Here is an 18,029-nt window from a genome sequence, read left to right as displayed (position 1 = left end):
ATAGTTTTCTATTTATCCTACTTCTCTGTATCTTGAGTTCCACACTCTCTACGTGCTCTTACTTGGGTGATGCGATTATTTTTGACCTTCAGTACTTCAAAGTCCCATTGTTGATAGCAAATGTGTGTCCCGGCTTTTGCCACACTCCCTAGCTGCCAGGACAAAAAACCGTTCAAGGTTTGGAAGCCCTCATCAAACTCACCCTCTAGTTCTTGAATATCCAGCTTATGTTTCAGCTCGTTGATTGGAATTAATCCATCAATAATCCAACTTCCATCAGCAAGCAACTTAGCCCAAACTTGTTGCGGAGCCATCCCCAACTCCCCAGCAATAGACTTAAGCAAGTCATAATGAGTAACTAACCCTTGGACGTCACCATACTCATCAACTAAAAACGCCATCTCAGAGCTGGTTTGCTGCATGTGGTTGAGAAGAGCTAACCCTTTCATTGATTCAGGAACAAACCTTGGCTTACGTAACATTTTCGCGAGTTTACCCGCCGAAAGCACTTCATACTCATCCAATAGATTCTTTGAAGATACCGTACCAATGATGTTATCAAGACCACCACGACACACAGGCCATACAGAGTGCTTAGTTTGCCTAAGTTCTTTGAGCGCTTGTTCAATTGGTTTATCTATATCAAGATGATGTATATCGCTACGGGGCGTCATAAGTGACGTTACCGCTCTATCATTTAGATGCAATAAATTACGGATCATCACTAACTCTTGCTGTTCTATAGCGCCCGTTTCTGAACCTTCTCGCACTAAAGAAATGATGTCTTCTTCGGTCACGCAATCACTTTGTCCCTCATTTTGACCAAAGAGACGAAGCACCGCATCAGTGGATACCGATAACAGCTTAACAAAAGGGCTGGTTAATAATGATAACCAATGTATTGGATAGGCAACGAGAATGGCAATTCGCTCTGCGTTGTTTTGGGCGAGCCGCTTGGGTACCAGCTCTCCTACTACGATCGCGAAATAGGTAATCGATATAACTACGCTCGCCGTAGCCAAGATATTCGCAAGTTCCGGGTCTATGCCTTTTGAGTGCAACCAGACTGACAACGGTGCAGATAAAACTGCCTCACCAAATATCCCGCTGAGGATGCCGATTGCAGTAATACCGATTTGAATAGTAGAGAGGAATAATGTGGGGTTATTTTTAAGCTTTAACGCAAGTTGCGCAGATTTCTGTCGTTCTGCCATTTTTCGCAGTCGACCACTTTTCGCTGCCACTAATGCGATTTCTGACATGGCAAATAAACCATTCAGCCCAATTAAACCTGCTAATAAGATAATGTCCATAAACCAATCCAGTGATGCACACATAGCAAGCATAAACGAGTTGTCAGCGATGAAGCTGTGAATCAGTGCATAATTACCGAGTTCTGTTTATTGGGTTATTTATGGACACAATAGATAATATTAATACGAGAGAAAATTGTCATTTACCCAAAAGAAAAGCCGAGCTTAACTGCTCGGCTCTATCAGAAATGGTCAGTACCGTTTAAGCGAATTGCTCTTCAAACTCTTTCATGAAATCCACTAACGCCTGTACACCTTCGATCGGCATCGCATTGTAGATCGATGCGCGCATACCACCTACGGCGCGGTGGCCTTTCAGTGCACGCAAACCACGTTCATCTGCCAGTTCCAAGAATTTAGCATCTAGTTCAGGCTTTGATAGCTGGAACGGCACGTTCATTAGCGAACGATTGTTCTCGTGTACATTGTTGTGGTAGAAGTCAGAAGCATCAATGTGATTGTAAAGAATCGCCGCTTTGTCTCGGTTAATCTTTTCAATTGCAGCAACACCACCCTGCTCTTTCAGCCACTTAAACACTAAACCAGACAAATACCACGCAAAAGTTGGCGGCGTGTTGTACATAGAGTCTTTTTCAGCGAGTACTTTGTAATTTAAAAAGGTCGGTAGGACATCGTTGGCTAGATCAAGCAAATCATCGCGTACAATCGCAATACAGATACCGGCAGGTCCAATGTTCTTTTGCGCGCCCGCATAAATAACGCCGTACTTAGACACATCGATTTGACGTGAAAGAATCGTCGAAGACATATCCGCTACAATTGGTAGCTCAGTCTGCGGTAGTTCATTGATTTCAATACCGTCGATGGTTTCATTTGGACAGAAGTGAACGTATGCCGAGTCGGCATCAATGGTCCATTCACTCACAGGTTGAACCGCAACTTTTCCATCTATTTCTGTCTTCGCTTTATGCACAACAGGTGTACAGTATTTTTCAGCTTCATCAATCGCACTTTCGGCCCAGTAACCAGCGTCAATGTAAGTTGCTTTGGTCTTTGAACCTAATAAGTTAAGTGGTACAGCAGAGAATTGTGCTCTCGCACCACCTTGGCAGAAAAGTACTTTATAGTTGGAAGGAATATTTAGCAGGTCTCTTAAATCTTGTTCAGCCTCATCCGCAACCTTGATGAAAGGTTTACTTCTATGGCTGATTTCCATCACCGACGTACCCAAATCATTCCAATCAAGCAACTCAGATTGTGCCTTTTGTAGTACCGCTCGAGGTAACCCAGCAGGACCAGCACTGAAATTGAATACGTTATGTGAAATCGGCTCCATGACCTTTATACTCCTGACTAAATACATAAAGAAGTGCCAGTAATATCACGTTTTTACGGAGATAAAAAGCAAGAAAAGAGGCCATCAGACCTCTTTTCTAATCACTAGTGTAATTTGTACTCACTTAGCGATTATTGCCCCATTGATTGCCCCATCAAGAGCGGCAAGAAAAGTGCAACTAGTGGAATTTTCTGGCCATTAGCAAATACTAGTTGACCGCCTTCAATATCAGCCTTCATTTGATAGCCTGCATCTTGTTGCGTCACCATCTCCATCACTACCAATTCATCAATACCTTGAGCAAGCATCGGGTTAACATTCACCATGCCTTCTGACATATACGCATTCATGTTACCAGTCAGCGCTGGCATCACCACACTTGGATCACGTGATACATTTTCAGTCCCTTCAGGCACTTTTAGTAGCCAGTTAGATTTGAACTCATCGTCCGCTACCTTGAAGTGCATGTCGTTCATCGCAACGTTAAAGCCACGCGCAAACAACGTCTCAATCAAAGGGGCTAAAGTAGTAATATCTGCTTGCGCGATAGTTGGATTAGTTTGATACAAGTCGACCAGTCCTTCGAATGATTCTCTATCTAGCGAGGTTAGCGCAAAGTCGACCTTGAGGTCGCTCAGTTGACCACCATCCGGATAGGTCATATTACTCATACTGAATATGTGTTGGGTATCAATGCGATCCACTTCAGAATCAAAAGACGATTTGAAGGTGTAGCCAAGATCATCAATATTCAAAATGCTAGTATGCATTTCATCGAGAATGGTGAAGTTTTTTAACATCACACTCTGATCACCAAGCCAAAAACCTTGCTCTTTTTTCCCGACACCATTTGCAGATAAGTCTGTTAATGTCAGTTGTTCACCGTTTTCAAAATCCAATTGAATCGAAGGGATATTAGCATTGAACGTCAACTGGCCTAGAACGGTTGCAGTACCTGTTGCCACTGACGGAGAAATAGACATGCTAACTTTCTGTGCATCATCTCCTTGATAACTCCAACTATCGAGTGACAATTCAAATTCAGTATTACCATTCAGCTGCGTCACTGTTTTTAACGCGAGAGGGAAATCAGGGTAATTCTGGATATGCGAGTTCGCTGTTAAGCTGAATAAGCCGTGACTAATTTCACTTTGAACCACAATTTCTGTGGGCAAACCATCCACTTCTAACTGTTCTTTCAGAACAGGATCGTTAACTTGGTAGCGAGTTTCTACGTTAGAAGAAAGGTAACCGCGATCGTAAGTTACAATCTCTGCTGTAACACCTTCGTTGTTTAGTTGCTCTACACCATCCTCAACAACTTGTTGCCCGATATGTCCAACAGCCAGTGGCCAACATAAAACAAGCGCTACTGCACCGCCGATTGCGCCATATTTTTTCAATTGATTCATAGAGTATTTAAGACATTTTGTGAAGTATATTTCATTCAGTCTAACTCAAGTCGCTAGGATCTCCAATCTCATACCTAGTTCTCATAACCCCATGCTTTTTATTGATATATTAAAATTACTGTTGAGAGAATCGAATAGCGCAGGTTCATGACAAAGCGAAATCAATACGCCGTACTCTGTTTAGACAATGATCTGATTAATTTGGACACTCTGGATACTGAGCTGTCTCTCTATCAGTCACACTTTGATATTCATCTGGTGACGTCCATCAGTGAAGGACACGAACTGTTGCAATATATCGGTGCTCAAGGGCAACAGCTGGCGATGGTAATTGCCAGACATAGTCGTCTTTTCGATGGTGGAGAGTTTCTTATTCAGCTAGAACAAACTCTTCATGCTCAATCAGCGCGAAAGATACTGGTGAGCCGAACTAACTTCCAAGACGTTCAAGCGATTTTAAATGCAGTCAACGAAGGACGACTAGACCACTGCCTTACTCTACCCTTAGAACAAAAAGAGTTACACAAAACGGTCGTCAAAGAGCTCACTCAATTCGTTATCACTCACGAGAAAGACAACCTACTTCATTATGGCAAGGTACTCGATCAACAGAAGATTCTCCGCGCCCACATCGACCAAAAAATGCACTCCTATCGGGCCAGTTTTATTCACGATTTCCATGAACTATCAGACAAAGAACTCGCCGCCCAAGTCATTGAATCTCTGTTGGGATTTTTTGCCCAAAAAGACGAAACTCGTGCGGTAAGAGAGTATTCGCCCGAACACCTGTTAACCGTTGAAGGCCAGCCTAATGAATTTCTGTGGTTTATCGTCGAAGGTCAGGTGACACTGTATAAAAAAGATGAGTTAGGTCAACAGCGTGAAGTAGTACGACACAGTCGAGGCGGTATTGTCGGCGGTATGTCTTTTGTAACTGGCGAATGCTCGTTCTCAACCGCTATGACATTGACCGCAACGCAAGTTATTAAGTTAGATAGAAAGGTATTCACTCAAGTAATGCATTCTAATACCGACTTACTGCCACTCTTCACTAACTTGTTGCTGAGACACTTTAACCGTCGCTTACAACGTAGTATTGATACTAAACTCGAGTTGCAAAAGACATTGGAATCATTGGAATCGGCCCATCAACAGCTCATAGAACAAGAAAAAATGGCAATGTTAGGGCAGCTTGTCGCAGGTGTTGCCCATGAGCTAAACAACCCAGTTTCTGCGATTTTGAGAGGTGCAGAGACCGTTTCAGAGAAAATTGATTCTATACTTAAGCAAAACCATGACCCATCCACTTTTGAACTCGGATTGAATGTCCTTGAGCAAGCTAGACACTCCACACCACTCTCCACCTCGGAAATAAGAGCAAGAACTAAAAAGCTTCAAGAGACGCTCAAAGAGCGCCGACTAGCCAAACGACTGGTCAATCTCAACTTACAAGGTAATGAACAGCTTTTAGCGCAAGCAACGCTGTCACCAGATAAGCTAACGAGTGAGCTAGATAAACTTGAGAACTTTCAAGTAACCGGGGCCACTCTGCGTTCTATTCAAGTGTGTGCCCAACGAATTGCCGACATGGTCAAGAGCCTAAAAGGCTATGCGAGACCAGATAATGAATCTTACGAATGTGTCGACTTACATGAAGGCATCGAAGATACGTTAGTCATTTTTGAGAACCGACTAAAACGGCACTCTCTCATTAAAGAGTATGGAAAGCTCCAACCGGTACTTTGCAAACCCATTGCCTTGCAGCAAGTTTGGACCAACCTTATTTCTAATGCGCTAGACGCACTCCCTGAAAAAGGGCAGCTGACAATTCGGACTGACTGCGTCGCTCGGGAAGGTTCGCTATATAACATGTATCAGTTTATCGACAATGGTGCTGGCATTCCTCCCGATCAACTTGAGTCGATATTCGAACTTAACTTCACGACCAAGAAAGAAGGCAACTTCGGACTGGGTATCGGTCTTTCCGTTTGCCAACAAATTTTGAACCAACATAAAGGCTGGATAGAAGTCGACTCTGAAATTGGTGTTTATACCAATATGTCTGTACTCATCCCTGTCGACAACGATGACAAATTATAAGGAGTATTACGATGAGCGAATACCTAATCCTATGTGTAGATGATGAGCGAGAAGTGTTGGACAGTGTTCTACAGGACCTCGATGATTATGAGGAACATTTTGTTGTCGAAGGTGCTGAATCAGTTGATGAAGCAAGAGAAGTGATTCAAGAACACGCTAAAGATGGTACAAGACTAGCATTGATTCTCTGCGATCACATCATGCCGGAACAAACAGGCGTCAGCTTCCTTATCGAGCTTAGTGAAAATGAAGAGTTCAAGCACTGTCGTAAGGTATTACTAACAGGACAAGCAGGCCACGAAGATACAATAGAAGCTGTCAATCATGCCTGTCTTGATTTCTACATTAGTAAACCATGGAAAGGCGATCACCTGAGAGAAGTAGTTAAACAGCAACTTACTGATTTTGTGATAGAACACGATAAGAACCTCGCCCCTTGGGGTCGAATCTTAGACACAGAACGGATTTTTAAGGCCCTATCAGATAATCGAATGAGCTTTGGCGAATAACCGAGTTTCATCCCAAGTGCTAATTCTGTGAACTATAACTTTATAACAGACTGTAGTTGCGGGAATTATAGCGTGGCTACTCTCAGGTTTTCTGTTACTAATTCCTTACAGAATGCGGACGTTTTGATTGAAATCTGTATGACAATGTAAATTTTTGGGAATTTGCCCTCGTTAAAGACACTTTTTATTGGTGAATCAATCACAAATTGGATTATCATACTCCGATAATGATTGTCGCCATAAGCTTGATGCGACGCGCGTGCTTCTTATGGGCAAGGAATTAATTTCAACAAAAAGGTTTAGAGACACTATGCGCAAAACTCTATTAGCCGCTCTGATGGTAATCACTTCTCAGCAGGCGTTTGCAAACCAAGAAGAACCACGAGCTACAATGAGTAACTTCAACTATGATTATGCTGAAGCTCGAATTGGTGCAAGTCCGATGACATTCGGTGCTGCAATTAGCAAGTCAATCCACCCTAACGCTCATATCGTTGGTAGCATTGATTCTAAGTTTGAAGGCGATTACGACTTTTCTGGTGGTGTTGGCTTCCACGCTCCGGTAAATAACTGGGCGGACTTTACTGGTGAAATGCTTGCTCACATCCACGATAGCGGTGAGCATCACAAAACAGACACAGGTATGGAAGTTAACCTAGGTGTGCGCCAATGGTTAGGTCCACAGCTTGAGATTGGTGGTAAAGCCGGTTACCTGAACGTTGGTGATAAAGATCGTTGGATGGGTAGCGTATATGGTCGCTTCCACTCAACTGAACTATTCTCACTAGGCTTAGAGGGCCGTATCAACCATATCTATGGTGATCAACTTATGTTTACTGCTCGCTTTGCATTCTAAGGCTATTAGCGAACGGATCGAAAAAGGTCGTGCTAAGCACGACCTTTTTTATTTAATCAATTTCTGAGCAGTACTGTAGCAGTTGCTGTTTACGGGGGTCTTGAATCAACTTCCAGTGTATTCCCTCAACCGCCCCTGCAAATTTCCAAAGCAATTTTACATCCACATCATTGCCATAGGTTCTTTTTACTTTATTGAACACTTGCGGCGCACCCAACTCCAAGAATGTTTTTACATCTTCAATGCCAGACTTCTTCACCATACGTTCGAGCGTGAGCTGCATATTCGGTAGGTCTCTAAGTCTTCTATTTTCTACAGACTTTTTGCTCGATTGCTGTTCAACAGAATTAGTAATGGAACGCTGCACTAAGTCACTTAGCATCGGTGCTCTTTCATTAAACAACGCCGTAATGTCATAGTAATTAACGGTTGCTGTAGATTGCTTTTTAACATGCCTAAACTTTTCACAATTTAGGTTTTGTAGCGTCTCGTCTAAAGCACAGCCACCACGAATAAAAACTCTATCGTTACTGATAAGCGCATACATAGCACCGTCTTTAAACAGCCCTGTACCACCAAACATGGAGCGCTTTTGAGAGATACCGAATTGAATTGTGTAGTCGTAAAAAGATTGCTCTATCATTTCCTTTGATCCTTAATCTTTTACCCCGATTAATACGATCACCAGAAATAGCAGCGGATAAATGCGAAAAAATATTATTTAGAGTCAGTCAAGATAAGTAGTAACTGCTCTGTTTGTTTTATGTGTAATTATAATAGTTCACAATGCAAAATAAGTCTGGCTCAACGTCACAAATGTGCGACTTAAAAGCAAAAGCTTTGCGAGTCACTTCACATGATTCCTATTATACAACCGATTTCATTAACAATTTTCTAATTGAATGGTGTTTCAAACGTCAAACAATTGACCTAAGACTACATTTTGGCATTTAGGTTATTGTCAATTGTAAAGCCTGACAGGTAAACTGACCTTCTATCTCCAGCTGTCGAAATCTTATGAACCACTTATCTTTTTACTGGCTACCAGACAACCAACAATTATTTATAGAGAGCTTAGAAACCGAATTTGCTGAGCTCGTAGAACAATCAATTAATACCGGAAAAATATCTCTTCCTCCAATTTCCGAAGTTGTTCTCAAGATTCAAAAACTGTGCTCCTTAGAGTCCACCGGGATTTCGGACATCGCAAATTGCCTGTTAGAAGATCCTGGACTAGCAGCTATCGTGCTCAAAGTCGCCAACTCTGTCATCTTTAATCGTGGCAATGTGACCTGTAAGGACCTTAATACCGCGGTCTCTCGCTTAGGTATCCTTCGTGTCAGAGATATTGTAACTGCCCAATCAATAGAACTTCTTAAGCACTCCGTCAATCTGACTGAGGAATGTAAGGATGTTTTGGTACAAAGTGCAGCAGTATCAAGAGAGCTCGCTGCGACCATGGTGATGGTCACCCAAGCTTTCCAAGATCAAGCGCCAACAACCTATCAATATCTTGAGCAAGAAAAAGCGTTACTTGTTGGCTTCCTAGCAGACATTGGACTGTTCTGCCTAGTCAACGAGTATCACCTCTATTTAGAGAAAGGCAACTACCTTGACTCCAACCTCGCGATGCAAATATTCCACTCGCGCTGCCCTATCACCAGTGAGCAAGTATTAAAAACTTGGGGCTTCGACAATGACTTTATCGAAGTGGCGTCGAATCAACCTAAGTCTCTAGAGCGACCGGAAGTGTCTTATCTCGATATCGCACGAATCGCCAATCACGTGTTGTTGTATCGAAAGCAAGATCACGAAGCATTAGAAGAACATGAAGTTGAAATAAACGTAGATGGTGCAGAAGTGCTGTATAAGTTAACGACGATGTCTGATCAGGAATTCAAAACCAAGACATCAGAAATTATCCGCTCAGCAGGAATGTAGGAGAGCAATCTCCTATCTCACTCTTGTTTTTGTGAAGTAAACCTCTCACAATACCGCATACGCTAATAATAACGAAGGATCGTCGCGTCAATGTTTTCAGGGATGCTGTATATTTTTACGCCGCTAGTCATCGGTTATTTTTTTTCTATTAATAATAAATCATTGCTTGAGACGTTAAATAAAGCGACCTCATGGCTGATTTACATCATCTTGTTCCTAATGGGACTGAGCCTAGCCGCATTAGATAACTTCGGAAGCAACCTCAAGACCATTGTTACCATGACATTGGTGTTTTTTGTGTCAATCGGTGCCTGCAATTTGCTGTCTTTACCACTGGTCGACCGTATTCTGCCACTAAAGACCGAAAATCTGACAAGTAACCTACCCCTTTCAGCCATGGCGTTAGAGTCACTAAAGCTCATATTAGTGGTCGGTTCAGGCTTAGTAGCCGGCCTATTGTTGCCAATAGGTTTAGGCTGGGTAGAAACTGCCAGTGAGTGGATTCTGCTCGCTCTACTATTTTTTATCGGTATTCAATTAAGAAACAGCGGACTCACGCTAAAACAGATTCTGGTAAACAAGCAAGGCATGGCGATCGCACTCATTATTGTCGTGAGCTCTCTCATAGGTGGTGCAATTGCTGCAATGGTACTTGATATCTCTGTCTACAAAGGTCTTGCTATGGCGTCAGGATTTGGGTGGTATTCACTAGCAGGAATTCTAATGGGCGATGCATTTGGACCAGTTTACGGTGGCGCATCTTTTATGATTGAACTGTTAAGAGAGCTGGTTGCACTTGTCTTTATCCCATTGTTAATCACCAGAAAACCCTGTACCGCCATAGGTTATGCAGGAGCAACTGCGATGGACTTTACCCTACCCGTCATTCAAAGCACTGGTGGCGTAAGATGCGTCCCAGTCGCCATCGTTAGTGGTTTTATTTTGAGTCTATTGGTACCAGTGATGATGTTATTTTTTGTATCACTTGCTGGTTAGATCGCAGGAAAACAGCGATTTTTCAGATATGCTTCGCTATCAAAACAACAATAAAGACGTATTAATAATTTAGTTAGCCCAATTCAAAGGACAATATAATGAAAAAATGGCTTATCGCAGCAATGCTCGTCGGAACTTCTTTTTCCTCATTTTCAGCTGACACGCAATGCTTAGAGAAGAAATACGATGCTTATATCGATGCATCTATCCAATGGTATGATGATCTCGTTCAATTAACGACCCAGCAATATCCAGAACTTGAAAGCGTTGGACAATGGTTTCTAGATGGTCGTAAAAACCATTTTGAACTTAATCGCGAGGCCGTTCATTACTACTTAAAGAACGAACCAACCAAAGTAGCAACTGAGCGCTCTATCGAAAGTTGGCTACAACTAGAACAACAAGATGTAAAAGCGCTAGCACAGCGTAATGATATGTTAGGTAAAGCTGCTGCTAAGAGCTTCGCTGATCGTCAAGCTAAACCTCATGAACAGAACTACGATCTGCGTAGCGCGTTTGCTGATTTACTCAGCCACCCAAAGAAGATCGACACCGCACTTAATAAATACAACTCGGCTATCCAGAAGGTAGAAAAAACCGAGTGTAAATAGTGGATTAACGACATTTTAAAAGCTGGCAAACTGCCAGCTTTTTGCATTTTATTTGACCATTCACACAATGCTTCGCACGCAACCCCATGAAAATTAAGTTCCCATTCCAATTTTTGCGAGACTTTCACCGCTAATTGGTTTAGATTGTGCCGCTTGCAGTAACGGAATAATAGTAGATCACGGTATGGTATCTGAGCAGAAAATTGCTGATGTCAGCTTCGAAAGCCTTCTTCGAATCTTCACTATCCCTGAAGGACCAGATTCAACTCTGACCCAAATCGAAGAAGGATTGTCCAAGAACTTAAACCAGTTTTTGCGCGAACATATAGTGGCAGAAGAAAAGCCTTTACATGAAATTGAAAAGGACTTTTCTAGTGCTGTTATTCCAGAACAACCAGCGTTTGTTTCGGACCATACTGAACACCTTCTTGATACGTTAGTATCGCACTCGGTACACACCTCTTCACCAAGTTTTATTGGTCATATGACCTCGGCCTTGCCTTATTTCTTGATGCCGTTGTCGAAAATTATGATCGCGCTAAATCAGAACTTGGTAAAGATTGAAACCTCCAAAGCATTCACGCCTCTAGAACGCCAAGTTCTGGGTATGCTCCATAAACTGATTTATGGTGAGTCCGACCCTTTCTATAGTCGATGGATGCACAGTGCTAACCATTCTCTTGGTGCATTTTGCTCGGGAGGCACCATTGCTAATATCACCGCACTTTGGGTGGCACGCAATAACGCGTTAAAAGCACAAGGTGATTTTCTTGGCGTGGAAAAAGAAGGGTTGTTTAAGGCAATGAAACATTACGGTTATGAAGGTCTAGCCGTGCTTGTCTCTGAACGTGGGCATTATTCTCTAAAAAAAGCTGCCGACGTCCTTGGCATTGGTCAACAAGGTCTGGTCGCAGTTAAAACGGATAGTTCTAACCGAATCTGCCCTGAAGATCTAAAAGCCAAATTTGCTCAGCTCAAAGAAGACAAGATCAAACCTTTTGCGGTCATTGGCGTTGCCGGGACAACCGAAACAGGTAACGTTGATCCATTAAGAGAAATCGCTCAAATCTGCCAACAAGAGTCTTGTCACTTTCACGTTGATGCGGCATGGGGCGGCGCTACTTTGATGTCGGCTAAATATCGCTCTCTACTAGATGGTGTGGAACTGGCGGATTCAGTGACAATTGATGCGCATAAGCAGCTTTATATCCCTATGGGTGCGGGTATGGTGTTGTTTAAGCAACCAGATGCCATGAAAAGCATCGAGCACCACGCTCAGTATATTTTGCGTAAAGGGTCGAAAGACTTGGGCAGTCACACTCTAGAAGGTTCACGCTCAGGCATGGCAATGCTCGTGTATGCCGCAATGCATATAATTAGCCGTCCAGGTTATGAGCTGTTGATCAATCAGAGTATAGAGAAAGCTCGTTACTTTGCTGACCTCATTAAACAACAAGACGATTTCGAGCTCGTAAGCGAACCAGAATTGTGTCTCCTGACCTATCGCTACGTTCCAAAATATGTCCGTAATGCACTGGCTAGTGCTTCAACCGAGCAGACAACCGAGATCCATAACTTGCTAAATGAACTGACCAAAGTCATTCAGAAAAAACAGCGAGAAACCGGGCTCTCCTTTGTATCTCGCACACAACTTAATCCAATTCAATGGACACTGCGCGACACTATTGTGTTTAGAGTCGTACTAGCCAACCCTTTAACTACAACGGATGTGTTAAGTTCAGTACTTGAAGAACAAAGAGATATTGCTAAAACGGTGCCTAACTTAATGGCAAGACTTGATCAAGTCTCTCACGAGATCCTTCGTACAAAAGACTAAAAGTGAAATCAATTTCATTCTCGCAGTTATGAAAATTTCTTTCTGTTTTGTGGGAGTAATACGGTAAAAACGAGCTAGAAACTGGCGATTTCTGGCTGTTTTTTCTTCAATTGTTTTTTTCTTCCATTTTTTTGTTTGATGCCTGTCATATTCTAAAGATTTCATGTGAGCTTTTATTACAGCTCGTATGCTGCTTCGTTTATACTGAGGACATGGAGTTGGCGTATTTCTAACGTACTATAAGAACTCAATGTTAGATTGAGATTTGCGAAATTACCTTTTGCTCTTCACTAATAGAATCGCCAGCAAGTTGTTCTCTTTACCCTGTGAACACTATGAATACACTAGAGAAAGTCCAAAAAAATTTAGAGAACTTCAGCAAATCTGAACGTAAGGTTGCTGAAGTTATTATGGCATCCCCCCAGACTGCCATACACTCAAGTATCGCGACACTCGCTAAGATGGCGGATGTTAGTGAGCCAACTGTTAACCGCTTCTGCCGTCGTTTAGACACCAAAGGTTTCCCAGACTTTAAACTGCACCTCGCACAAAGTTTGGCGAATGGTACACCTTATGTGAACCGTAACGTCGAAGAAGACGACGGTCCGGATGCCTATACTCACAAGATTTTTGAGTCGACAATGGCATGCTTGGACGTTGCAAAGAACAGCCTAGACCCGATGCAAATCAATCGTGCCGTTGACTTGCTGACTCAAGCAAAGCGAATCTCTTTCTTTGGTTTAGGTGCTTCCTCATCGGTTGCTCGAGATGCTCAAAACAAGTTTATCCGTTTCAACATTCCTATCTCTTGTTACGAAGACGTAGTAATGCAACGTATGAGCTGCATCAACTGTTCAGACAACGATGTTATCGTACTGATTTCTCACACAGGTCGTACTAAGAGCCAAGTTGAAATTGCTCACCTTGCTAGGGAAAACGGTGCAACAGTTATTGCCGTTACCGCGAAAGACTCGCCGTTAGATAAGGCCAGTTCACTATCTATTACTGTCGACGTACCAGAAGACACTGACGTTTACATGCCGATGGCTAGCCGCGTGGTACAGATGACCATCATCGATGTCTTAGCGACAGGCTTTACATTGCGTCGTGGCTCTGGCTTCAGAGACAACCTAAAACGCGTGAAAGAAGCATTAAAAGATTCTCGCTACAACAAAATGCCTAACTACTAGTCATAGAAAATCCGTTAAAAAAAAGAGGCCAATGGCCTCTTTTTTATTGCTCGTTAATCTGTCTCGACTGGATTATTGCGAATCTCTACTTGGTTTGAGTCCTCATGGGTTTGCGGATGACCATCGCACTGACATTGACACACTTGATTCAGAATAAAAATAAGTCTGTCTTCAGTTAATGGTATAGGGTTGCCTTTAATAGCTACTGACTTCATTGCATCAGCAGCAACCTGCTCGAAAGACGTATTACAAACGCCAAACTCGGATAGTAGTGGCAGTTCAAGCCTTTCGAGTATCATATTCACCCATAGCACGCTGTCTTCAATACTGGCATTGGTTCGTCCAGTAAGAATTTGCGCCATATTACGGTATCGATTCAACACGTCACTGCGTCCTGCTCTTTTCGCTGCTTTAATGTTCTCAGTCATAACATGTGGAGCGAGTCGTGCGGTAATCACGCTATGTGGCGCGGTAATTTTGCCACCAAGCGCTGAGGCAAGGCCATGAGCAGCCCCCAATTTGGCATTAGTTATCGCCATCCCGCCTAACATCGCGGCAAAGGACAAATCCGCACGTGATTTGGGATTATCTTGTTTGCAACCTGAGATAATGGAATAACTGAGGCGTCTCAAACCTTCTTCACAAACCATATCAGTCAATGGGTTGGGTTCACCACAAACGTACGCTTCCATTAAGTGAGTAAATGCATCCATTGCACCCCGCCCCGAAGTGTAAGCATCGGTACCGTAGGTTAGAACAGGGTCGACAATCGCCACATCAGGCAACATATCCGGATTCCGTAAACTCACTTTAACCTTATCTTGTCCAGATTTAAGTACCGCATTTTTGGTCACTTCAGCTCCGGTACTGGCTGTAGTTGGAATTGCGATCATGGGAATAGGTTTGGTTTTTAATGGCACATTTCGACCCACAACTTCAACATAGTCGTAGACATCACCCTGATTGGGAATGATCGCAGCAAGTGCCTTACCCATATCTAAAACACTGCCACCACCAATAGCAACCACCATGTCAGGCTTAAAACGCCTACCCATGATCGCCGTTTCCTCGACCATGGTAATGTTAGGCTCACCACGAATGGCGACATGCTGATAACGCATGTTTTGGCTGTGAAGATAATGAATCACAGGGTCGGCTCTTTGACGCTCCTGCCCTGTTACCAGCAACACACTGTATCCAAACTGATTGATGATTGAGAGGGAAGATTGAAGCGCGCCCTCTCCGAAGATAATACGACTAGACGTCATTAACTGAAACATACCAATATCCTTTAGGTATACCATTCGACTCACTAATCAAACCATTGCCTATGAAACTAGCAATACAAATACTCTAAGTGTGAGTCTTATTGGTAGTGCAAACATAGAAAAGAAAAGCTTCGATAAGCATGCAGTTTCCTTTGCTGCAAAAACTTGATTTAAACCAAGCTACTTAGTTTTTGCTCTATTTTATATCGACAACTTTGCCATAAATCACACTCCGTTATGTTCAACTTTGCATCTAACTGAGTAAATTATGCTCTGATAGTTTTCACCTATTAGAGCAAGTGGGATTTGCCACTTTATTTCCTTTTCATCTTGAGGCATAGTGGTTTCCAACAATATGAAAGAGCTGAGACTTGGTCTCTTTAGATGCTCAGAAAAAGTTTAATCTTCAAGGAGAAAGTCAATGTTCGTAGTGATTTTTGGTCGCCCTGGTTGTCCATTCTGTGTTCGTGCAAAAGAGCACGCTGAAAAGCTAAAAGAAAAACGTGACGATTTTAACTACCGTTACGTTGATATCCATGCAGAAGGTATCTCAAAAGCAGATTTAGAGAAAACTGTAGGTAAACCTGTTGAAACAGTACCTCAAATCTTCATTGACCAAGAGCACATTGGCGGCTGTACTGAATTCGAAGCCTACGCTAAAGAAAATCTTGGCCTTTTTGACGAATAATCGTCTGCACTATCAATAGTGTAGTTGAAAAAAGAGTCTCAATAGCCAGCTGATATAAGCTGGCTTTTTTATTTGCGAGCTGCATCCGTTTTCATCAAGACTGTCATCGATTGTCAGGCTTTGTCTGGATTAGGATAGAAATACGTAATCTAATAGTAAAACATAAAAAAAATCACTTATCTTTTTGATTATTTCGGCTACAATCGCCACACTTTATTAATCTCAACTTAAGCCTCTTCGAGCAGCTACATACAGTGAATATCGACGTAGTAAATTTGCTAGATCAAAACCCGATTCTTCTCATCTTTGTCGCTTTAGCGATTGGCCTTGCTTTTGGCAAAATTCGCTTTGGTAATCTTCAACTCGGCAACTCTATTGGTGTTTTAATTGCCTCTCTCGTCATGGGACATTTAGGTTTCAGTTTTAATGCGGAAGCCTTGACCATCGGCTTTATGCTATTTATCTACTGTGTGGGTATTGAAGCTGGTCCCAACTTCTTTGGCATCTTTTTCCGTGACGGAAAACATTATTTAATTCTCAGTCTTGTTGTGTTGGTCACCGCACTGACAGTGACCTACTTTGCTAGCCACTACTTGGGACTTGATTACGGTCTTTCCGCGGGTGTGATGGCCGGTGCTTTGACCGCTACACCAGTGTTAGTAGGTGCTCAAGACGCCTTAAATTCAGGGCTTGCGACGATTCCGCGTGGAATGGACTTCTCTTTGGTCATAGAGAATCTTTCTGTAGGTTATGCAATGGCTTACCTGATCGGCCTTATCAGTATGATCATGCTTGCCAAGTTACTGCCTAAGTTGCAAAAGCAAAACCTGCACGACTCTGCACAGCAAATCGCGCAAGAACGGGGGTTGGGCGGCTCAGGCCAGAGAAAAGTCTATCTGCCTATTATTCGTGCTTACCGTGTCGGACAAGAGCTAATCGACTGGACGGATGGGAAAAACTTGAGAGAGCTTGGTATTTATCGCCAAACAGGCTGTTATATCGAGCGAATTCGCCGTAATGGCATCTTGGCTCACCCAGATGGCGATGCTATTTTGCAAGAAGGCGATGAGATTGCCTTGGTTGGTTTCCCTGACAGTCACGCTCGTCTAGACCCAAGCTTCCGCAACGGTAAAGAAGTATTCGACCGCAACTTGCTCGACCTGCGAATCGTTGAAGAAGAGATCGTAGTAAAAAGTGACAACATTGCAGGAAAGAGCTTATCGAGCCTAAACCTTTCCGAGTATGGCTGTTTCCTCAACCGAGTCGTTCGAGCGCAAATTGAAATGCCAATGGACGCCAATATCGTGCTGGCAAAAGGGGATATTCTTCAAGTCAGTGGTGAAAAGAGTCGTGTACATGGCCTTGCAGAGAAAATTGGTTTCATTTCGATCCACAGTCAAATGGCCGACCTGCTTGCGTTTTGTAGCTTCTTTATTCTTGGCATTATGTTTGGTTTGATTACCATGACTTTTGGACAAGTTTCGTTTGGTCTAGGTAACGCTGTAGGTCTTTTGCTTGCAGGGATCACGCTCGGTTTCTTAAGAGCCAACCACCCTACTTTTGGTTATGTTCCTCAGGGAGCCTTGAACATGGTCAAAGATCTTGGCTTGATGTTCTTTATGGTTGGTATTGGCTTGAGTGCAGGCGGCAAGATGTTTGAGCACTTAACTCAAGTCGGTCCTCAGGTCATAGCGATAGCTTTCTTAGTTAGCGTTGTGCCTGTTGTTTTAGCTTACCTTGTTGGAGCGTACGTTCTGAAAATGAACCGAGCGTTGTTGATAGGTGCGATTGTGGGTGCACGAACTTGCGCACCGGCTATGGATGTTGTTAATGAACACGCACGTTCAACTATACCGGCACTTGGTTATGCGGGCACCTATGCTATTGCTAACATACTAATGACACTAGCAGGTACCATACTTATCATTTTGTCCTAGTCTTTTATAACGAAAGCTCTAGGGCAACGGTTCTATTAAAACTGTTATTTCTATATACCGCAAATAGCAAAGGG

General features: G+C 42.9%; 15 protein-coding genes. 10 read left to right on the top strand and 5 right to left on the bottom strand.

Features of this window, described 5'->3' with window-relative positions; all coding sequences use genetic code 11:
* Positions 1-17: 17 nt before the first annotated feature.
* The 3 genes from L2W36_RS08500 to L2W36_RS08490 all read right to left on the bottom strand — a co-directional run bounded on the left by L2W36_RS08500 (position 18) and on the right by L2W36_RS08490 (position 4,022).
* Entirely contained in the window at positions 18-1,313 is a 1,296-nt protein-coding gene (locus L2W36_RS08500) for a hemolysin family protein (RefSeq protein ID WP_236109803.1), read from the bottom strand.
* Between the two features lie 202 nt (positions 1,314-1,515).
* The gene (gene serC / locus L2W36_RS08495; RefSeq protein ID WP_236109802.1) at positions 1,516-2,610 is read right to left on the bottom strand and encodes a 3-phosphoserine/phosphohydroxythreonine transaminase; all 1,095 of its coding nucleotides are present in this window, start codon (positions 2,608-2,610) and stop codon (positions 1,516-1,518) included.
* A gap of 131 nt (positions 2,611-2,741) precedes the next feature.
* A complete protein-coding gene (locus tag L2W36_RS08490; protein WP_171393114.1) occupies positions 2,742-4,022 on the bottom strand; it encodes a DUF945 family protein in 1,281 nt (426 codons plus the stop codon).
* Between the two features lie 147 nt (positions 4,023-4,169).
* Here L2W36_RS08490 and L2W36_RS08485 point away from each other — a divergent pair, with 147 nt between their 5' ends.
* The 3 genes from L2W36_RS08485 to L2W36_RS08475 all read left to right on the top strand — a co-directional run bounded on the left by L2W36_RS08485 (position 4,170) and on the right by L2W36_RS08475 (position 7,487).
* Positions 4,170-6,122 carry an ATP-binding protein gene (locus L2W36_RS08485; protein WP_236109801.1) on the top strand — a complete coding sequence of 651 codons (1,953 nt, stop codon included), beginning with the start codon at positions 4,170-4,172 and terminating at the stop codon, positions 6,120-6,122.
* 11 nt (positions 6,123-6,133) lie between these two features.
* Positions 6,134-6,631, top strand: coding sequence for a response regulator (locus L2W36_RS08480; protein ID WP_062459398.1), 498 nt, complete (start codon positions 6,134-6,136; stop codon positions 6,629-6,631).
* A 310-nt stretch (positions 6,632-6,941) separates the two neighbouring features.
* Positions 6,942-7,487 (top strand): hypothetical protein, encoded by a 546-nt coding sequence (locus L2W36_RS08475; protein ID WP_006074729.1) that lies wholly within the window; start codon positions 6,942-6,944, stop codon positions 7,485-7,487.
* A 52-nt stretch (positions 7,488-7,539) separates the two neighbouring features.
* Here the strand turns inward: L2W36_RS08475 and L2W36_RS08470 are convergent, their stop codons facing one another.
* Positions 7,540-8,130 (bottom strand): TfoX/Sxy family DNA transformation protein, encoded by a 591-nt coding sequence (locus tag L2W36_RS08470; RefSeq protein WP_006074730.1) that lies wholly within the window; start codon positions 8,128-8,130, stop codon positions 7,540-7,542.
* Positions 8,131-8,504: 374 nt separating this feature from the next.
* On the opposite strand from L2W36_RS08470, the gene L2W36_RS08465 reads away from it, so the two are divergent.
* The 5 genes from L2W36_RS08465 to L2W36_RS08445 all read left to right on the top strand — a co-directional run bounded on the left by L2W36_RS08465 (position 8,505) and on the right by L2W36_RS08445 (position 14,062).
* The gene (locus L2W36_RS08465; RefSeq protein ID WP_006074731.1) at positions 8,505-9,428 is read left to right on the top strand and encodes an HDOD domain-containing protein; all 924 of its coding nucleotides are present in this window, start codon (positions 8,505-8,507) and stop codon (positions 9,426-9,428) included.
* 90 nt (positions 9,429-9,518) lie between these two features.
* Positions 9,519-10,424 (top strand): lysine exporter LysO family protein, encoded by a 906-nt coding sequence (locus L2W36_RS08460; protein WP_006074732.1) that lies wholly within the window; start codon positions 9,519-9,521, stop codon positions 10,422-10,424.
* Positions 10,425-10,522: 98 nt separating this feature from the next.
* A complete protein-coding gene (locus L2W36_RS08455; RefSeq protein ID WP_006074733.1) occupies positions 10,523-11,035 on the top strand; it encodes a hypothetical protein in 513 nt (170 codons plus the stop codon).
* 184 nt (positions 11,036-11,219) lie between these two features.
* Complete coding sequence (panP, locus tag L2W36_RS08450; protein WP_236109800.1) at positions 11,220-12,872, top strand: pyridoxal-dependent aspartate 1-decarboxylase PanP; 1,653 nt, start codon at positions 11,220-11,222, stop codon at positions 12,870-12,872.
* Between the two features lie 335 nt (positions 12,873-13,207).
* Complete coding sequence (locus tag L2W36_RS08445) at positions 13,208-14,062, top strand: MurR/RpiR family transcriptional regulator (RefSeq protein WP_006074735.1); 855 nt, start codon at positions 13,208-13,210, stop codon at positions 14,060-14,062.
* A gap of 53 nt (positions 14,063-14,115) precedes the next feature.
* On the opposite strand, the gene L2W36_RS08440 is transcribed toward L2W36_RS08445, so the two are convergent.
* Positions 14,116-15,342 (bottom strand): iron-containing alcohol dehydrogenase, encoded by a 1,227-nt coding sequence (locus L2W36_RS08440; protein WP_236109799.1) that lies wholly within the window; start codon positions 15,340-15,342, stop codon positions 14,116-14,118.
* 409 nt (positions 15,343-15,751) lie between these two features.
* Between L2W36_RS08440 and L2W36_RS08435 the strand changes: the two genes are divergently transcribed.
* Together L2W36_RS08435 and L2W36_RS08430 are read left to right on the top strand one after the other, a co-directional pair.
* Positions 15,752-16,018 (top strand): GrxA family glutaredoxin, encoded by a 267-nt coding sequence (locus L2W36_RS08435; protein WP_006074737.1) that lies wholly within the window; start codon positions 15,752-15,754, stop codon positions 16,016-16,018.
* Positions 16,019-16,272: 254 nt separating this feature from the next.
* Positions 16,273-17,955: an aspartate:alanine antiporter gene (locus tag L2W36_RS08430; protein ID WP_088877499.1), complete on the top strand. Its 1,683-nt coding sequence runs from the start codon at positions 16,273-16,275 to the stop codon at positions 17,953-17,955.
* The last annotated feature ends 74 nt before the right edge of the window (positions 17,956-18,029 follow it).

It is taken from the genome of Vibrio sp. McD22-P3 (assembly GCF_021568915.1).
Lineage (GTDB): Bacteria > Pseudomonadota > Gammaproteobacteria > Enterobacterales > Vibrionaceae > Vibrio > Vibrio mediterranei.
Note: the sequence above shows the minus strand (reverse complement) of the source record. Positions and strands in the feature narration are given on the sequence as shown.

What these genes read in the sequence shown, in the direction of transcription:
- L2W36_RS08490 (WP_171393114.1), bottom strand. Translation starts at nt 4,022, where the DNA reads ATGAATCAATTGAAAAAATATGGCGCAATCGGCGGTGCAGTAGCGCTT.
- L2W36_RS08500 (WP_236109803.1), bottom strand. Translation starts at nt 1,313, where the DNA reads ATGGACATTATCTTATTAGCAGGTTTAATTGGGCTGAATGGTTTATTT.
- L2W36_RS08475 (WP_006074729.1), top strand. Translation starts at nt 6,942, where the DNA reads ATGCGCAAAACTCTATTAGCCGCTCTGATGGTAATCACTTCTCAGCAG.
- L2W36_RS08485 (WP_236109801.1), top strand. Translation starts at nt 4,170, where the DNA reads ATGACAAAGCGAAATCAATACGCCGTACTCTGTTTAGACAATGATCTG.
- L2W36_RS08460 (WP_006074732.1), top strand. Translation starts at nt 9,519, where the DNA reads ATGTTTTCAGGGATGCTGTATATTTTTACGCCGCTAGTCATCGGTTAT.
- L2W36_RS08445 (WP_006074735.1), top strand. Translation starts at nt 13,208, where the DNA reads ATGAATACACTAGAGAAAGTCCAAAAAAATTTAGAGAACTTCAGCAAA.
- L2W36_RS08480 (WP_062459398.1), top strand. Translation starts at nt 6,134, where the DNA reads ATGAGCGAATACCTAATCCTATGTGTAGATGATGAGCGAGAAGTGTTG.
- L2W36_RS08440 (WP_236109799.1), bottom strand. Translation starts at nt 15,342, where the DNA reads ATGTTTCAGTTAATGACGTCTAGTCGTATTATCTTCGGAGAGGGCGCG.
- panP (WP_236109800.1), top strand. Translation starts at nt 11,220, where the DNA reads ATGGTATCTGAGCAGAAAATTGCTGATGTCAGCTTCGAAAGCCTTCTT.
- serC (WP_236109802.1), bottom strand. Translation starts at nt 2,610, where the DNA reads ATGGAGCCGATTTCACATAACGTATTCAATTTCAGTGCTGGTCCTGCT.
- L2W36_RS08465 (WP_006074731.1), top strand. Translation starts at nt 8,505, where the DNA reads ATGAACCACTTATCTTTTTACTGGCTACCAGACAACCAACAATTATTT.
- L2W36_RS08455 (WP_006074733.1), top strand. Translation starts at nt 10,523, where the DNA reads ATGAAAAAATGGCTTATCGCAGCAATGCTCGTCGGAACTTCTTTTTCC.
- L2W36_RS08470 (WP_006074730.1), bottom strand. Translation starts at nt 8,130, where the DNA reads ATGATAGAGCAATCTTTTTACGACTACACAATTCAATTCGGTATCTCT.
- L2W36_RS08435 (WP_006074737.1), top strand. Translation starts at nt 15,752, where the DNA reads ATGTTCGTAGTGATTTTTGGTCGCCCTGGTTGTCCATTCTGTGTTCGT.